Annotated in this window: 16 protein-coding genes and 1 tRNA gene; 11 read left to right on the forward strand and 6 right to left on the reverse strand. The window is 70.0% G+C overall.

The genetic code is table 11. The features are described 5' to 3' along the window. Positions 1-17: 17 nt before the first annotated feature. Entirely contained in the window at positions 18-392 is a 375-nt protein-coding gene (locus ACWEF2_RS01695) for a shikimate kinase (protein ID WP_453811083.1), read from the reverse strand. 77 nt (positions 393-469) lie between these two features. Between ACWEF2_RS01695 and ACWEF2_RS01700 the strand changes: the two genes are divergently transcribed. Both ACWEF2_RS01700 and ACWEF2_RS01705 read left to right on the forward strand, forming a co-directional pair. After that, positions 470-730 carry a DUF6458 family protein gene (locus tag ACWEF2_RS01700; protein WP_453811084.1) on the forward strand — a complete coding sequence of 87 codons (261 nt, stop codon included), beginning with the start codon at positions 470-472 and terminating at the stop codon, positions 728-730. Between the two features lie 322 nt (positions 731-1,052). Continuing rightward, the gene (locus ACWEF2_RS01705) at positions 1,053-1,271 is read left to right on the forward strand and encodes a DUF4235 domain-containing protein (RefSeq protein WP_355592371.1); all 219 of its coding nucleotides are present in this window, start codon (positions 1,053-1,055) and stop codon (positions 1,269-1,271) included. Between the two features lie 223 nt (positions 1,272-1,494). Here ACWEF2_RS01705 and ACWEF2_RS01710 read toward each other — a convergent pair whose 3' ends face one another. Then, entirely contained in the window at positions 1,495-2,715 is a 1,221-nt protein-coding gene (locus ACWEF2_RS01710; RefSeq protein ID WP_453811085.1) for a glycosyltransferase, read from the reverse strand. Between the two features lie 148 nt (positions 2,716-2,863). Here ACWEF2_RS01710 and ACWEF2_RS01715 point away from each other — a divergent pair, with 148 nt between their 5' ends. Next, a complete protein-coding gene (locus ACWEF2_RS01715) occupies positions 2,864-3,109 on the forward strand; it encodes a BON domain-containing protein (protein ID WP_453811086.1) in 246 nt (81 codons plus the stop codon). After that, on the forward strand, positions 3,106-3,819 hold the full coding sequence (locus ACWEF2_RS01720) for a metallophosphoesterase family protein (protein ID WP_453811087.1): 714 nt from the start codon (positions 3,106-3,108) through the stop codon (positions 3,817-3,819). The genes ACWEF2_RS01715 and ACWEF2_RS01720 overlap by 4 nt, the downstream gene beginning before the upstream one ends. A 151-nt stretch (positions 3,820-3,970) precedes the next feature. Here ACWEF2_RS01720 and ACWEF2_RS01725 read toward each other — a convergent pair whose 3' ends face one another. Both ACWEF2_RS01725 and ACWEF2_RS01730 read right to left on the reverse strand, forming a co-directional pair. Further along, the gene (locus tag ACWEF2_RS01725; protein ID WP_184719841.1) at positions 3,971-4,120 is read right to left on the reverse strand and encodes a GPGG-motif small membrane protein; all 150 of its coding nucleotides are present in this window, start codon (positions 4,118-4,120) and stop codon (positions 3,971-3,973) included. 22 nt (positions 4,121-4,142) lie between these two features. Next, the gene (locus ACWEF2_RS01730) at positions 4,143-4,646 is read right to left on the reverse strand and encodes a DUF6328 family protein (RefSeq protein ID WP_453811088.1); all 504 of its coding nucleotides are present in this window, start codon (positions 4,644-4,646) and stop codon (positions 4,143-4,145) included. A 67-nt stretch (positions 4,647-4,713) separates the two neighbouring features. Between ACWEF2_RS01730 and ACWEF2_RS01735 the strand changes: the two genes are divergently transcribed. Both ACWEF2_RS01735 and ACWEF2_RS01740 read left to right on the forward strand, forming a co-directional pair. Then, a complete protein-coding gene (locus ACWEF2_RS01735) occupies positions 4,714-5,310 on the forward strand; it encodes a nucleotidyltransferase family protein (RefSeq protein WP_355592382.1) in 597 nt (198 codons plus the stop codon). 72 nt (positions 5,311-5,382) lie between these two features. After that, positions 5,383-5,456 (forward strand) — tRNA-Lys (locus tag ACWEF2_RS01740). Between the two features lie 103 nt (positions 5,457-5,559). Here ACWEF2_RS01740 and ACWEF2_RS01745 read toward each other — a convergent pair. After that, positions 5,560-6,792, reverse strand: coding sequence for a PucR family transcriptional regulator (locus tag ACWEF2_RS01745; protein WP_453811089.1), 1,233 nt, complete (start codon positions 6,790-6,792; stop codon positions 5,560-5,562). A 76-nt stretch (positions 6,793-6,868) separates the two neighbouring features. Next, positions 6,869-8,101: an amidohydrolase family protein gene (locus ACWEF2_RS01750; RefSeq protein ID WP_453811090.1), complete on the reverse strand. Its 1,233-nt coding sequence runs from the start codon at positions 8,099-8,101 to the stop codon at positions 6,869-6,871. A 247-nt stretch (positions 8,102-8,348) separates the two neighbouring features. Here ACWEF2_RS01750 and ACWEF2_RS01755 point away from each other — a divergent pair, with 247 nt between their 5' ends. From ACWEF2_RS01755 to ACWEF2_RS01775, 5 genes are read left to right on the forward strand one after another with little or no spacing between them, the layout of a single operon-like run. Further along, complete coding sequence (locus ACWEF2_RS01755) at positions 8,349-9,653, forward strand: NAD(P)/FAD-dependent oxidoreductase (protein WP_453811091.1); 1,305 nt, start codon at positions 8,349-8,351, stop codon at positions 9,651-9,653. A 23-nt stretch (positions 9,654-9,676) separates the two neighbouring features. Further along, complete coding sequence (locus ACWEF2_RS01760; protein ID WP_453811092.1) at positions 9,677-11,296, forward strand: ABC transporter substrate-binding protein; 1,620 nt, start codon at positions 9,677-9,679, stop codon at positions 11,294-11,296. A 37-nt stretch (positions 11,297-11,333) separates the two neighbouring features. Next, positions 11,334-12,290 (forward strand): ABC transporter permease, encoded by a 957-nt coding sequence (locus ACWEF2_RS01765; RefSeq protein WP_453811093.1) that lies wholly within the window; start codon positions 11,334-11,336, stop codon positions 12,288-12,290. Next, positions 12,287-13,153, forward strand: a complete 867-nt coding sequence (locus tag ACWEF2_RS01770; protein WP_453811094.1) for an ABC transporter permease — start codon at positions 12,287-12,289, stop codon at positions 13,151-13,153. Before ACWEF2_RS01765 ends, ACWEF2_RS01770 begins: the two co-directional genes overlap by 4 nt. After that, positions 13,150-15,006: a dipeptide ABC transporter ATP-binding protein gene (locus tag ACWEF2_RS01775; protein ID WP_453811095.1), complete on the forward strand. Its 1,857-nt coding sequence runs from the start codon at positions 13,150-13,152 to the stop codon at positions 15,004-15,006. Before ACWEF2_RS01770 ends, ACWEF2_RS01775 begins: the two co-directional genes overlap by 4 nt. The last annotated feature ends 40 nt before the right edge of the window (positions 15,007-15,046 follow it).

The raw sequence follows: 15,046 nt of genomic DNA on the forward strand, positions 1-15,046 counted from the left end.
GGCTACCTCGCCGGCCTCTACCTGCGCGCCTCAATGATCTGGATCAAGGACCTCACCCGAACCACACATTGATCACGACCCAATACATGCCCTAGGGCCGGGCCCAGAGCCGTACGGTCGGCGGGGCTGTCGATCACGCTCGCCGCGGCGGCGATCACCGGCGGGGGCGTTTGCGCCAGCGCTTCCCGCAGGTGCCGTGACTCCCGCTCGTGGAGCACGTCCGCGCCCTCCAGGACGAAGGTCTCCGCCGCGGTCCTGCCGCCGTACCGCGCGGCGAGGTCGGGGTCGCTGTCCCGCAGGCTCCGGTCGAGCGCGGCGGCCAGGAGCCGGGCGACGGATGACTTTCCCGAGCCCATCAGGCCCATGACGACGATCGGGCTGTCATATTTCAACGGCTCCTCCAGGGATGACGTTTGAGATTCGCATGGAGGATAGGTGATGAGGCGCTGGTTCGAAGGAGGGAATCCCCATGACCATCGCAGGTGGCATCATCCTCATCATGCTCGGCGCCATCCTCACGTGGGCGGTCGAGTTCGACATCGCCGGGTTCGACGTCAACGTCGTCGGGGTCATTCTGATGCTCGGCGGCCTCGTCTGGCTGCTGTTCGCGATCTACCGGCTCAGCGTCGCCCGCCGGGCCGTGGCCCCCACCACCACCGTGATCGAGGACCCGGTGACCCACCGGCGCGTCTACGAGGAGCGCCACTACGACGACCCCCCGGTCGTGTGACATTCCGCCGTTCCCGGGGGAGGGGCGGCGGGTCCGGGGTTCCCCACCTCGGCCGCCCCGGTTCTGAGGTTCGCACCGGCCCCGGCCGGCCTGGGAGATCCGTTGGTCCAGGCCGTGCCAGGGGAGGTGCCACCTCCCATCAGGTCCTTCCGAGGGGGCCGTTGCCTTCGGGCGACGGGAAATCCGAGGGCGGGGTTTGCCCTTCGTCGGGCTGCGCGAGCGGCTTGGCGAGAAGCCGCTCCCTTCGGGGAGTGGAGGAGTCACCGAGTGTGAAACGGAGGACGGGACATTGAGCAGGGTCGTATCCCGAGGGGCGGGCGCCGTGAGCGGAATGCTCGGCGGTGCCATCGCCGGTGTCGTTTTCAAGCAGGTATGGAAGCTCGCGTCGGGCAAGGAGGACGCGCCACAGGCCACATCCGGAGAGTACGGCTGGGGCGAGATCCTGGTCGCGGCCGCGATTCAAGGAGCGATCTTCGGCGTGGTCAAGGCGGCGATCGACCGCTCGGCGGCCCGGAGTGTCCACCGAGCCACCGGCAGGTGACCTCGGGAGGGGAGTCCCGGTCCCGATACCAGGGGCCGGGGCTCCTCGCGTCCACGGGCGGCACGGCGCGCGGGTCGAGGGCGCTCTCCAGCGGCGTGAGGCCGGGCTCCTCGCGTCCACGGGCGGCGCCTCGGGTGCCCGGCTCCCGGAGGGTCGCCCGGCCCGCCGCCGGTCCGTCACCACCCCGACCTCGTTCTCCGTGATCTCCCCCTCCGCGGCCGGCTCAGGCGGCTCCCGTACCCGGGCAGGCGTCGCCTCCCGCGGGTGCCCGGCCGCGGAAGGCGAGTACCTCGGTGTAGACGGCGGCGGTCCCGGCGGCCACCCGGGCCCAGCCGTAGCGGGACCTCGCCCGGGCGGCGGCGGCCGTGCCGTACGACGTGAGCGAGCGGGGGTCGGCGAGCAGCCCTCGCAGCGCGCGGCCGAGGGGCTCCTCCTCACGTGGTGGGACCAGCAGGCCGGTGACGCCGGGGACGACCGTGTCCAGATGGCCGCCCACGGCCGAGGCGACCACCGGGACACCGCAGGCCATGGCCTCCAGCGGCACGATGCCGAACGGTTCGTACCACGGCACGCTCACCACGACGTCCGCCGAGCGCATAAGCGCCGGAACGTCGTCGCGGCTCACGTGGCCGAGAAAACGGACACGGTCCGCCACGCCGCACCTGTCGGCGATCCGCGCCAGACGCTCCGGTTCGGGTTCGCCGGGACGGCCTCCCGCGATCACGAGGGTGGCTTCGGGCACGTGGCGGAGAGCGCGGATCGTGGTCTCCACACCCTTGCGCGGTACCGCCCGGCCGATGGCGAGCAGGACCGGCCCCGGCCCCAGGTCCGTCCTCGGGCCCGAAGGGGTGAAGGCGCGCAGGTCGACGCCGCAGGGGACGACTCTCGTGGTGCCGCCGGGTGTCCGCATCCGGCGTAACTCGGCCACCTCGTCGGCGCAGGTCGCGATCACCCTGTCCGCCTGGCGGGCGATGAGCCTCTCCGTCTCGACGCGCTCGCGTGGGCTGGTGTCGGCACCGCCCTGGTGGCGCCGTTTGACGGTGCCGAGGGCGTGGAAGGTGTGCACGACGGGCACCCCGCTGTCGCGGGCCGCGGCCAGCGTGGCCAGGCCGCTCATCCAGAAGTGGCTGTGCGCGATGTCGGGCGGCGCGGTGCGCCAGTGCCGGATGAGCAGGCGGCCGAAGTCCGGCATCCAGGGGAGCAGGTCGTCCTTGGCCATGGTCACGGCGGGCCCCGCCGGGATGTGGACCACGGTGACCCCCGGGGCGAAGGCGACCTCTTCCGGCTGGCGCGCCGATTCCCGGCGGGTGTAGACGGTCACCCGGTGTCCCCGTGCGGCGAGCGCGCGGGAGAGGGCGGCGACGTGGACGTTCTGTCCTCCCGCGTCGACACCTCCCACGGTGGCCAGGGGACTGGCGTGCTCGGACACCATTGCGATCTTCACAGGCACTGCCTCCGCGGCGGTACGCGACAGAAAAAGTGCCTGCGTCTTAGGCATCCGATCGTCCTGACTTCCCTCCGGCGGTCTTTTAAACGCGTTTCACGCCGGGTCTGCCGGGAACGCGAGGTTTCTGAGGGAAAGGAGTTCGACGATGGAGGCTCCGCAGTACGTCGCCGCGCGCGTGCAACGCGCACTGGCCGAAGACGAGAGAACCCACGAGCTCGGCATCCGGGTGGACGTCCGGGGCGAACAGCTCTTCCTGCGCGGCCAGGTGACGTGTGACGAGCGCCGCCTGCTGATCGCCGACGTGGCCGGCGAGGCGGCTCCCGGCCTGACCGTCCGCAACGAGGTCACCGTCACGGAGGTCCGGGGACCGGGGGAGGGGGAGAGGCTGTGAGAGGGCTGCGGATCGCGGCGGTCGGCGACATCCACCTCGACGAGAGCCTCGGGGGGCGTTACCGCAAGCAGCTGGACGACATCGAGGAGCACGCCGACGTGCTGCTGCTCGCCGGGGACCTGACCCGGCACGGCACGCTGGAGGAGGCGCGGGTGGTGGCGGACGAGTTCCGTGATCTGCCGGTCCCGGTGGTCGCCGTGCTCGGCAACCACGATCATCACTCCGACCACCCGGCGGAGATCGCCGCCATGCTCTCCGACGTGGGCATCAGGGTCCTGCACGACGAGGCCACCGTGCTCGGCATCGGCGGGGTACGGCTGGGCGTGGTCGGCGGCAAGGGCTTCGGAGGGGGATACGCGGGCAAGTGCGCCAGCGACTTCGGTGAACCGGAGATCAAGGCGTTCGTCGGGCACACCAAACGGATCGCCGAGCGCTGGCGGACGGCGCTCAAGGAGCTGGAGGCCGACCGCCGGGTCGTGCTGTCGCACTACTCGCCGGTCAAGGACACCCTGACGGGGGAGCCGCTGGAGATCTACCCCTTCCTGGGCAGTTATCTGCTGGCCGAGGCGGTGGACGCGGAGGGCGCCGACCTGGTCGTCCACGGTCACGCGCACGCGGGCACGGAGAAGGGCGTCACCCCCGGCGGCATTCGGGTGCGCAACGTGGCGCTGCCGGTGCTGGGACGGGCGTACGGGGTGTACTACCTGTAGTCGTCCCGTGGCTCTGTGGTTCCGGTGATGTCCGGGGCCGGGGCGGAAACGAAGAAGCGGGCCGGGTGAGAACCCGGCCCGCTAAGGCTTCTGGTGGGAAATTCGGGGCGACTTGTGTTTGATGTGTGGTTGTGCGAGCGGCGGGCCCGCATCAGACATTGAAGATGCTCACCCCTCCGGGCCCGACGAGGAAGCCGAGAACGATGAGGACGATCCCCCAGAGGAGGTCGCGGCGGGCCAGGATCACGTAGATCCCGGAGATGACGAGAACGACTGCGATGATCCACAGCAAGGTAGCCATAAGAAGCCCCTGCCCTCCTAATTCATGATTTAACATCTTTGATTCGGTAGAGATCCACAACCGGCTGGAGGATCCACAACCACGCGCTGGACAGGGCGATCGCTGCGCCGAACAGCGCGGCCGGCCACGCGTTGACGACCGTCTCCGCCACGAGGGCCACCGAACTGGTCATCGCGATCGCGAGCCCGACGGCTCCGGCGATGCCCAGCTCGTTGGCGCGGTGCAGCATCTTCTCCTTCAGCGGGGTCCTGAACAGCAGGCGGTGCTGGGCCGCGGGGGTGATGAAGCAGATGGAGGCCAGCGCGGCGCTCAGCAGGGCGATGAAGAAAAGCCAGCGGCCCAGGAGGTCCACCTTGTGAAAGCCCGCGGCGAAGGGCAGCGTCAGCAGGAAGGCGAACAGGACCTGCACCCCGGTCACGGCGACCCGCAGGCCCTGTAACAGCTCGCCGAGCTCCCGGTCCACCCGCTCCTTGTGGGTTTCGCCGGACTCGGCGTCCTCGTCGGGTACGTGTTCCGAATCAATCATGGGGGTGCGCTGCCCGAGTCAAGGTTTACTATGCCTACCTGCTGACCTATGGGGTACCCGGGGTGATATGGGAAGCCACAGTCACGAGGTAACCGACGCGATCCTGGAGACGCTGAAGCGGGCGAGCACCGGATTGAAGGACGCGGACGTCAGGTTCGCGCTGGCCGGAGGATGCGCGGCGTACGCGCGCGGGGCCGCGCCCTCGCTGCACGACGTGGACTTCGTCCTGCCCAGGGAGGATGTGCCGGTCGCCTTGGACGCGCTGCGGAGCCTGGGTTTTGAGACGGTCAAGCCACCGGAGGACTGGCTGGTCAAAGCCTATGACGAGGGCAGGCTGGTGGATTTGATCTTCAGTATCTGCGATCGCCCCGTCACCTCCGGGCTGCTGGCGCGGGCCGAGCCGTTGAAGGCGTCCGCGGTGATCCTGCCCGTGCTGGAGGCCACCGACCTCGTCATCACCTGGCTGCTGCCGCTCTCGGAGCACAGTTGCGACTACGGTTCGCTGCTCTCCCAGGTCAGGGCGTTGCGTGAGCAGGTCGACTGGGACCGCGTCGCGGCGGTCACGCGCGACTCGCCGTACGCCCTCACCTTTCTCACCCTGCTGGAACGGCTCGGCGTGCTTCCCGGCCCCGCCGACCCCTCCGGGGAGCCGTCCTGGCCCTGATCACGGGACCGGAAGCCGGAGAAATCGATGTATCGACCACATGTCCTGGTCCGGTAGTCTTATCCGGGTTGGGCGCCGCTAGCTCAGTTGGTTAGAGCAGCTGACTCTTAATCAGCGGGTCCGGGGTTCGAGTCCCTGGCGGCGCACCGGTGAAAAGCCCAGGTCGGCATGTCCGACCTGGGCTTTCGCCATGTGGCGACCATCTCCGCGGTGACACCGGGTCCGGGTACGGTGTCGCGCTCCGGCGTTTCAGCGGGACGGGGCCTCCGGGTGGATTCCCGCCAGGCGGGCCACCTTGAGCCCGAGGTGGAGGGCGAGGCGGTTGTTTCCGTCCGACAGGGTGAGGCCGGTGATCTCCTCGGCCCGGGAAAGCCGGTAGTAGAGGCTGGTCCGGTGGAGGTTGAGGATCTCGGAGGTCTCCTTGACGTTGCCGGCGTGGTCGAGGAACGCCTCAAGAGTGTGCGTGAGAGTGCCGTCCTTGTCGGAGGCGAGCAGGCGGTTGACGCCGGGTTCGAGGACGTTGCGCGTCAGCTTGTCGGTGGGGAGGAGCGCGATGATGCGGTAGACGCCGAGCCGGTCCCATCGGGCGACGTCGCCGGTCGTGGGCACGACCTCGGCGACGTGGACGGCCTGGAGGGCCTGCTCGTAGGAGGCGTTGGCGTCGACGAGACCCGCCTGGGGCTCCCCGACGCCGACGATGACCCGGGCGGGCTGTTCGATGTCCCCCATACCGCGTGACATCGCCTTGCGCAGCACCTCGCCGAGATCGTCGATGGTCCTGGCGCCCGCCGGATCGCCGGGGGTGACGATGAGGATGCCGTGGTCCGGCTTCGCGAGGTGCAGCGCGCGCCGAATCGGGATCTGCCGCCGGGCCTCGGCCAGGGCGGTGTCCAGGGCGAGCTGGGTTCGCTCTCCGGTGCTCTGGGCTCCCAGGGCGCGCACGACGAGGCAGACGACCGTCCCGGTCGAGGGGAACAGCTCCTGGTCGATGAGTTTGGCCGCCGCGTCGCGCCGCAGGTCGGGCCGGTGGTTGAGGAGGTCGCGGATGAGCTCCCGTTCGCGGGAACGCTCCACCTGCTGGACGAGGCTGTTCCGGTAGAGGATCGCGCCCGCCTCCTCCGCCGCGGCCGCCGCCTGGGAGATCTGTTCCCTGGAAAGACTCTCGTCGGCGTCGATCAGCCAGAGATAGCCGAGGTGGAGCCTGCGCTGCCTGATGGGCACGCACAGGCGCGCCATCATCTTCAGGTCCGTGCTGGCGGGCACCCGCATCGGTGACCTGGCCGATCGGATACCCAGGCCGAGGATGTAGGCGACCTCCCTCTCCGGCGCGCGCCTGTGCAGGATCGAGCTGAGCCTGGCGCCGTCGACAGGGCCGTAGTGCGGGCTGTAGGCCAGCAGGTTCAGGTTCGGGTCGTCGATGGCGACCGACCGTTGCAGCACGCCGGCCAGGTTCTCCGCGATGTCCTGCAAGGTCAGCTCCACACCGGTTATTCCAACACACGCCGTCCGTCGTTTGTAGGCTTCGCTGTCCCCGAGTTCTACACCTGTCGAAGTGGCGTTATCGGGTGTCCTTTACCACCAGGCCGTCCTTGACGACGACGACCACCCGCGAGTCGTCGGCGAAGCACTCCGGCGACGCCAGCGGATCGAAGTCGACCGCGACGAGATCCGCGACCTTGCCGACCTCGACGGTCCCGATCCGATCGGCCATCCCGATGATCTCGGCGTTGCGCCGGGTCGCCGAGACGATGGCCTCCATCGCGCCGAGCGCGCGGGCCTTGAGCGAGATCTCCAGGCCCCGCGCGACCTGGCCGGGTCCCAGGAGGTCGGTGCCGGAGCCGATCCGGACCCCCGCGGCGTGCGCCAGTCGCAGTGAGGTCACCATCGCGTCCTGGATGCCGGCCAGCCGGGGGAGCACCTCTTCGGGAACCCCCCACTCCCTCCACCTGTCATGCATGAGGTGGACGACGGTGAGCGTGGGCACCAGGGAGACCTTGGCCCTGGCCATCTCCGCCGCGGTGCCCTCGTCGAGGAAACTTCCGTGCTCGAAGCAGTCGAAGCCCGCCTTCAGGCCCCTGCGGATGCTCTCCGCATTGTGGGCGTGGCCGGTGACGTAGGTGCCGCGCGCCCGGGCCTCCTCCACGGCGGCCGTCAGTTCCTCGATGCTGAACTGGGTGTCCTCCAGCCGATCGGTCAGGGACACGATCCCGCCGGAGATGCACATCTTGATCTGGGTGGCGCCACGCTGGAACGCTCTGCGGGCGGCGATCCGGACCTCCGTGGGGCCGTCCACCAGGTTCGCCAGCGTGGAGAGTCCCGGGGTTCCACTCACCAGCGGACCGTGGTGGTGGTCGAGCAGCCGTGACCACGGCGAGCCGTAGTCGACGTGGCCTCCGGACTGGCAGAGGATCGGCCCGGAGGGAAGCAGCCGCGGGCCGGGGATCAGACCCGCGTCGATCGCCTGTCTGAGGCCGCCGTCCGCGCCGCCGACCTCGCGTGCCGTGGTGTGGCCGGACAGCAGGCACAGTTCGGCGTTGCGGAACAGGTGGGCGGCGTGGAGCGCCGTGGACATCGCGTCGCCGGCCACGGTCTCGACCACGTCGATGATCCCCATGTGCGTGTGCAGGTCGATGAGGCCGGGAAGCAGCCAGAGCCCGGTGAGGTCGAGATCCTCGCCGGCACGGGGGGAACGGCCGGAGAGTTCGGCGATCCGGCCGTCGACGATGCCCACCCGGGCTCGTTCGACCGGTTCCCGCCCGGTGCCGTCGATGAGTGTTGCGCCGTCAAGCACGAGATCCATGGTGTGACGGTAATGAGGCCGGGCGCTCACGCTGACCGACGTTTGTCGAAGGAAGCCGAGCCGGGTTCCGTCAGCCGGCTGTAGGGGGCCGGCGGACGGCGCATTAGCGTCGCTGAATCGACGCCCTCGGTGAACGACACGTTCCCAGTTCTTCGCCAGAGATGAGAGTGATGCCCTGATGATCAACGTTGCGGTACGGAGATCAGCCGCCTGTCCGGCTGCGGCCTAGGGGGACGGCGTGACGAGTACAGCGGACGCCGTGGTCATCGGCGCCGGCGTGATCGGATCGTCGGTCGCCTGCGAGCTGGCCAGGACGGGGCGCCGCGTCACCGTCGTCGAGAAGCTGAACGACGTGGCCGCGGGGTCCACCGGCTTCTCCTCGGCCGTGGTGCGGTTCCACTACTCGACGTGGGACGGCGTCGTCGCCGCCTGGGAGTCGAAGTTCGGCTGGGAGAACTGGCGGCAGCACGTCCGAGCCCCCGCCTCCGAGGAGGTCGCCTCGTTCGTCCGGACCGGCGTCGTCATCCTCGACAGCCCGCGCCTGCGGATGGAGCGGATAGTCCCGTTTCTCGACAGACTCGGGATTCCCTGCGAACGGTGGTCGTCCGACGACATCCGCACACGGGTTCCGGCGCTCGACCCGCGGATGTTCGGGCCGCCGAAGGACGTGGACTCGCCCGCGTTCCTCGACGATCCCGGCGGCGAGCTCGGCGCCTACTACATGCCCGACGCCGGCTTCGTGGACGATCCGCAACTGGCCGCCCGGAACCTGATCGACGAGGCGCGACGGCACGGGGCGGAGCTCCGGCTCCGGAGCGAGGTGATCGGGATCGAGCGTCGCGGCGACCGGGTCACGGGGGTAAGGCTCGCCGGCGGCGAGCTGATCTCCGCCCCCGTCGTGGTCAACGTGTCGGGGCCGCACTCCTCACGGGTCAACCAGATGGCGGGGGCGACCGGCATCCGGATCGGCACCCGTCCACTCCGTCAGGAGGTGCACAGCATCCCCCTCCCGCCCACGTTCGGCTCCGCCACGGCCATGGGGCCGATCGTCATCGACGACGACCTCGGGACCTACTTCCGGCCGCACCTCGACGGGAGGCTGCTGATCGGCGGCACCGAGCCGGAGTGCGACCCGCTGGTCTGGATCGACGATCCCGACACCTACGGACCCCACCCCACGGCGGACGTGTTCAACGCCCAGGTCCTCCGCGCCGCCCGGCGCATGCCGGACGTGGCGGTCCCGCCCCGCCCCAGCGGGATCGCCGGCCTCTACGACGTCGCCGACGACTGGGCGCCCATCTACGACCGGACCGACCTGGACGGCTACTACGTCGCCATCGGGACCAGCGGAAACCAGTTCAAGAACGCTCCGACCGTCGGCGGGCTCATGTCGGCCCTCATAGACGCCGTCGAGGGCGGCCACGACCACGACGCGGACCCGGTCCGCTTCCGGTGCCGTCACATCGACCACGAGATCAACGTCGGCGCCTACTCACGGCGCCGCGAACCCAACCCCGCCAGCCCGATGAACGCCAACGGCTAGCCGACGCTCGAAGGAGCCCGTCCATGAAGACCCAATCAGGCCCCAGATCCGGCAGCCGGAGGCGACACGCCGTCGCCGGCGTCCTGGCCGCGGCCGCCATGGCGATGACCGCCTGCGGCGGCTCCACGTCCGGGGGCGCCCCCAAGCCGAGCGGCGGGGAGATTCCCGAGTTCGTCTTCGCGACCCAGGGCACGATCGGATCACTCGACCTCACCAAGGACTTCGGCGCCTTCGGGCCCGTGGCACTGATCAACGAGCAGCTGGAGCACTCCCATTCGGACGGGGGCTTCGCTCCCGGGCTGGCGGCCGAGGTGTCGGAGACGCCGAAGTCCCTGGTCTACCGCCTCCGTCCCGACGCGAAGTTCACCGACGGAAAGCCGGTGACGGCGGCCGACGTGGTCTTCTCGATCGAGCGCGCCCGCGCCGCCGGCGCGCAGACCGCGTCGTACCTCACGTCGGTCGTGAAGGCCGAGGCCACCGGCGACAACCAGGTCACGGTGACGCTGTCACGTCCCGACCCCGCCCTGCGCGCGCTGTTCGCGGGGGCCGTCGCCGTGGTCCAGAAGGCCTACGTGGAGGCGCACCCGGAGAACTACGGCTCCTCGTCCGCCCTGCCGGTCGGAAGCGGACCCTACTCGGTGGGGAGTTTCACCCCGGAGCAGATCGTGCTGAACCGCAACGACCGGTACTGGGGTGAGAAGCCGAAGATCAGGCAACTGACGATCAGGCTGCTCAAGGACGACGACACCACCCAGCTGGCGATGCGTTCCGGCGACGTCGACTCGACCATCCTCATCGACGTCGGCAACGCTCGCAGATACCAGAGCATCGAGGGGACGACGCTCATCCCGATCACCGGGAACTCGATCAGCTACCTGTCGCTGGACACCGGGCAGGCGCCGTTGAGCGACCAGCACGTCAGGAAGGCGATCGCCTACGCGATCGACCGGAAACCGCTCTTCGACACCCTGTTCGCCGGCTACTGGAAGAACCTTGAGGGCTTCATGACCCCCGACCAGCTCGCGTCGGTGTCGTCCCCCTCCGAGGCCGCGGACTTCCTCAAGGGCCTGCCCCAGTACCCGTTCGACATGGAGAGGGCGAAGTCCGAACTGGCGCGGTCCAGGTATCCCGAGGGCTTCGATCTCACGGTGAAGGTCTCCCCGACGTTCGCGTGGAGCGAGAAGCTCATGCTCAGCCTCAAGCAGAACCTCAAGCCTCTGGGAATCGACATCGAGGTCAAGGTCGTCGACCCGAAGGCGTACGTCGCCGAGGTGTACGCCCACAGGAACCTCGGCGTCAAGCCACTCGAACTGGGCGCGCTGACCCCCGACGCGGCCTACATCCTCAAGCTGCTCGTCGGCTCCTCCACCGCAGTGCAGAACGGCCTGAACACGGCGAACTTCGCCTCAGCGGACATCGACGCGGCGATCGCGGTCCTCACCTCGTCGCCGGACAGGGCCAAGCGGTTCGAGGCGGCCAAGCGGCTCCTCGGATGGATCGCGGAGCAGGTGCCCTACATTCCGCTCTTCAACCAGCAGACCGTCCGCGTCATGGGCAGGGGATTCGCCTACGACGCCGCCGTCGCGGACCAGAACGACTACGCGAACGGATCCTGGATCTACAAGATCAGCGCGACCTCCTGAAGAGGGCGCGTCACGCAATGATGTATGGGGCCCCTTTATGACCGCCCTCCGTTTCATCGCCCGCCGGCTCGGAGCGCTCCTGCTGCTGCTGGTCATCGTCTCCTTCGTGGTGTTCAGCCTGCTCTCCCTCGCGCCCGGCAGTCTGGAGCAGACGCTCCTCGGGCCGACGGGCATGACGGACCCGGCGTCGGTCGAGGCCATCCGTGAGAAGTACCACCTCGACGACTCCTTCCTGGAGCGCTACCTCCACTGGGCGGCGGCGGCTCTGCGGCTCGACTTCGGCCGGTCCGTTCACTCCGGTCAGCCGGTCATGGACGTCATAGTCCAGCGACTGCCGATCACGGCGCAGCTGGGCCTGCTGACCCTTCTCCTCGTGATCGCCTTCGGCCTCCCCGCCGGGATGATCAGTGCGATCCGGCGGGGCCGGTTCGCGGACCGCCTGATCAGCTCGGTGTCCATCGTGGCGACGAGCGCCCCGGCGTTCGCGGTGGCGGTCATCCTGATCTACGTCTTCGGAGTCCAGCTGGCCTGGTTCCCGCCGTTCGGCACGGGCTCCGGCCTGGTCGACCGGCTCCACCACCTGGCCCTGCCCGCCGTCGCCCTCGCCGTCGGGCAGTTCGCCTTCATGACCAGGCAGACCCGTGCCGCGGCGATGGACGTCGTGGACCAGGACTTCGTGGTGTTCGCGCGCGGTCGGGGCCTGAGCCGTTCCCAGGTGCTGTTCGGCTACCAGATCCGTAACGCCGCCCTGCCGGTGATCGCGTCGGTCGGGCTGCTTCTGATCGTCAGCTTGTCGGGCACCGTGCTCGTCGAGACCGCCTTCTCCCTGCCGGGGGTCGGCTCACTGATGATCGACTCAGTGTCCAGCGACGACATTCCCGTCGTGCAGGGGCTGACCCTCCTGGCGGCGGCGATGGTGGTGGTCGTCAACCTGCTCGCCGACCTCGCGATGCTGGCTCTGGATCCCCGGATACGGATGGAGGGGAAGGGATGACGACCACCGAGACGACGGCCGCGCCGACCAGGACGGGGCTCCTGCGGCGACGGCCCCGGCCGCCGATCCTGGTCGTGGTGTCGCTGCTGATCCTGCTCGTCGTCGTGGTGAGCGCGGTGGCGGGTGTCGCGCTGGCCCCCGACGACCCCGACCGGCAGCGGCTGGCGCTGGGCGTCACGGGGCCGGGGGCCGGCCATCCGCTGGGGACCGACGATCTCGGAAGGGACATCCTGTCCCGGTTGATCGCCGGCACCCGGATCGCCGTGGTCGGTCCCCTGATCGTCGCCGTGGTCACGGTCGTGGTGGGGACGACGCTCGGGATGCTGTCCGCGCTCCGCGGCGGCTGGACGGACACCGTGATCAGCCGGTTCGTCGACTTCGTCTACGCCCTGCCCGCCCTCCTGATGGCGGTGGTCGTCGTGGGCGTGGTGGACGGCGGCTACCCGGTCGCGCTCGGCGTGTTCGTCTTCTTCTCCGCGCCGGTCGCCATTCGCCTGGTCCGCAGTGCCACCCAGAGTCAGGCCCGCCTGCCGTACATCGACGCCGCCCGCACGCTCGGCATGGGCGACCGCCGGATCCTCTTCGTCCACCTGCTTCCCAACGTGATGCCGACCGTCGTGGCCACCGGGCTCCTCGACTATGTCGGCGCCCTCGTCGGGCTGTCCTCGCTGGCGTTCCTGGGCCTCGGCGTGGCCCCGGGGACGGCGGACTGGGGACTCATGCTCGCCGACAGCCGGTCCTACCTGGACCTCAACCCCTGGGCGGCGCTCGCTCCCGCCCTCGCGATCATCCTTACCGCGTCCGCGGTGACCGTCTTGGGAGACTGGATGTACGACCGATTCTCGATGGGCGTGACCCGATGAACGAGGCCGCCGAGGTTCCCGTCCTGGGAACGGAACGGACCGGGGAGGTGGCGGGTGCCCTGGAGGTGCGCGGGCTCAGCGTCAGCGCGCGGGGCCGGGACGGCGCGAGAACCCTGGTGCGCGATGTGTCGTTCACCGTCGGACCGGGGATGAGCCTCGGCATCGTGGGCGAGTCGGGCAGCGGGAAGTCCCTGACCGCCCGCGCGCTGGTCGGGCTGCTGCCGCGCGGGGTCAGCGCCACGGGCCTCGTCACGTTCGACGGGCGCCCCCTGCTCGGCCGCCCGGAGCCGGAACTGCGCGCGGTCAGGGGCGGCGACATCGCGCTGCTCCTCCAGGACCCCTTCACCATGCTCAACCCGCTGCAGACGGTCGCGCGGCATGTCGTCCAGTCTTTGCCCAGAAGGCGGCGTTCTCGGGCCGAGGCCGCTTCGGAGATCCACCGGCGGCTGCGGGAGGTCGGGATCACCGATCCGGACGTCGCGCTGCGCTACCCGTTCCAGCTCTCCGGCGGGATGCGGCAGCGGATCGCCATCGCGTGCGCGCTGGCGAAGGACCCGCGCCTGCTCATCGCGGACGAGCCCACCACGGCGCTGGACGCCACCGTCCAGTCCGAGGTGCTGGACCTGCTCCGCCGGATCGGGGCCGACCGGGGGATGAGCCTGATCCTCATCACCCACGACCTGCGCGTCGCGTTCTCGGCCTGTTCGCGAATCTCGGTCATGTACGCGGGCGGCATCATCGAGAACGGTCCGTCGGACGCCCTGCGCGACCGGCCGCTCCACCCGTACTCACTCGGGCTCCTGCTCGCCGACCCGCCGTTGACGCACCTCCGGGAGCGGCTGGCCGGTATTCCGGGCGGCGTTCCTGAGCCGGACGAGGTCGCGCGCGCCTGCGCCTTCGCCGCGCGGTGCGACTGGGCCCGCCCCGAGTGCGAGGAGAGCCGCCCTCCGCTGGTCGAGACCGAGCCGTCCCACTCCACGGCCTGCCGCCGGATCGGCGACATCCGCGCGGACCTGGGGGATCGCATGCGGGCGGCGGATCGGATACAGCCGCCGCCGGTGCCGCGGCCCGCCACGCCCTTCCTGACCGTGACCGGCCTCCGTCAGACGTACCGGCGGGGGTCGATGTTCGGACGGCCGGCCACCGTCGAGGTGCTGCGGGGGGTGAGCTTCGAGGTCGGCGTGGGCGAGAGCGTCGCGCTCGTCGGCGAGTCGGGTTCGGGCAAGACGACGATCGCCCGCTGCGTCCTCGGCCTCGCGACACCCACGGCCGGCTCCATCAGGGTCGACACGGACGAGGTCGGCGACTACGCCGCGCTGGACCGGGCGGCGCGCCTGAGGGTCAGGCGGTCGGTGCAGTGCGTCTTCCAGGATCCCTACGCGTCGCTGAACCCCGCGCACTCGCTTGAGGCGATGCTCCGCGAGGCCATCGCCCGGAGGGCCGGTCGTGTCGATCCGCGACCGGAGGTCGCCCGCCTGCTCCGGCTCGTCGGGCTTCCCGCCGGCTACGCCGGCCGGCGCCCCGCCGCGCTGTCGGGAGGGGAGAGGCAGCGCGCGGCGATCGCGCGGGCGCTCGCCGTCCACCCCAAGCTCCTGATCTGTGACGAGGCGGTCGCCGCACTCGACGTGTCCGTCCAGGCTCAGGTGCTCGAACTGCTCCGCGACATCAGGCGGACGACGGACATCGGCATGCTGTTCATCTCGCACGACCTGGCCGTGGTCCGGCAGGCCACCGACCGTGTCATCGTGCTCTACCGGGGAGAGATCGTCGAAGAGGGCCCGACCGGCCGGGTGCTCGACCGGCCCGAGCACCCCTACACCCGGAGGCTGGTCGAGTCGGCCCGGCTCAGATAGATGAGCCCGGCGGTCGCCGGAGGCGGCGTGCCCGACCTCT

It is taken from the genome of Streptosporangium sp. NPDC004631, assembly GCF_053601935.1.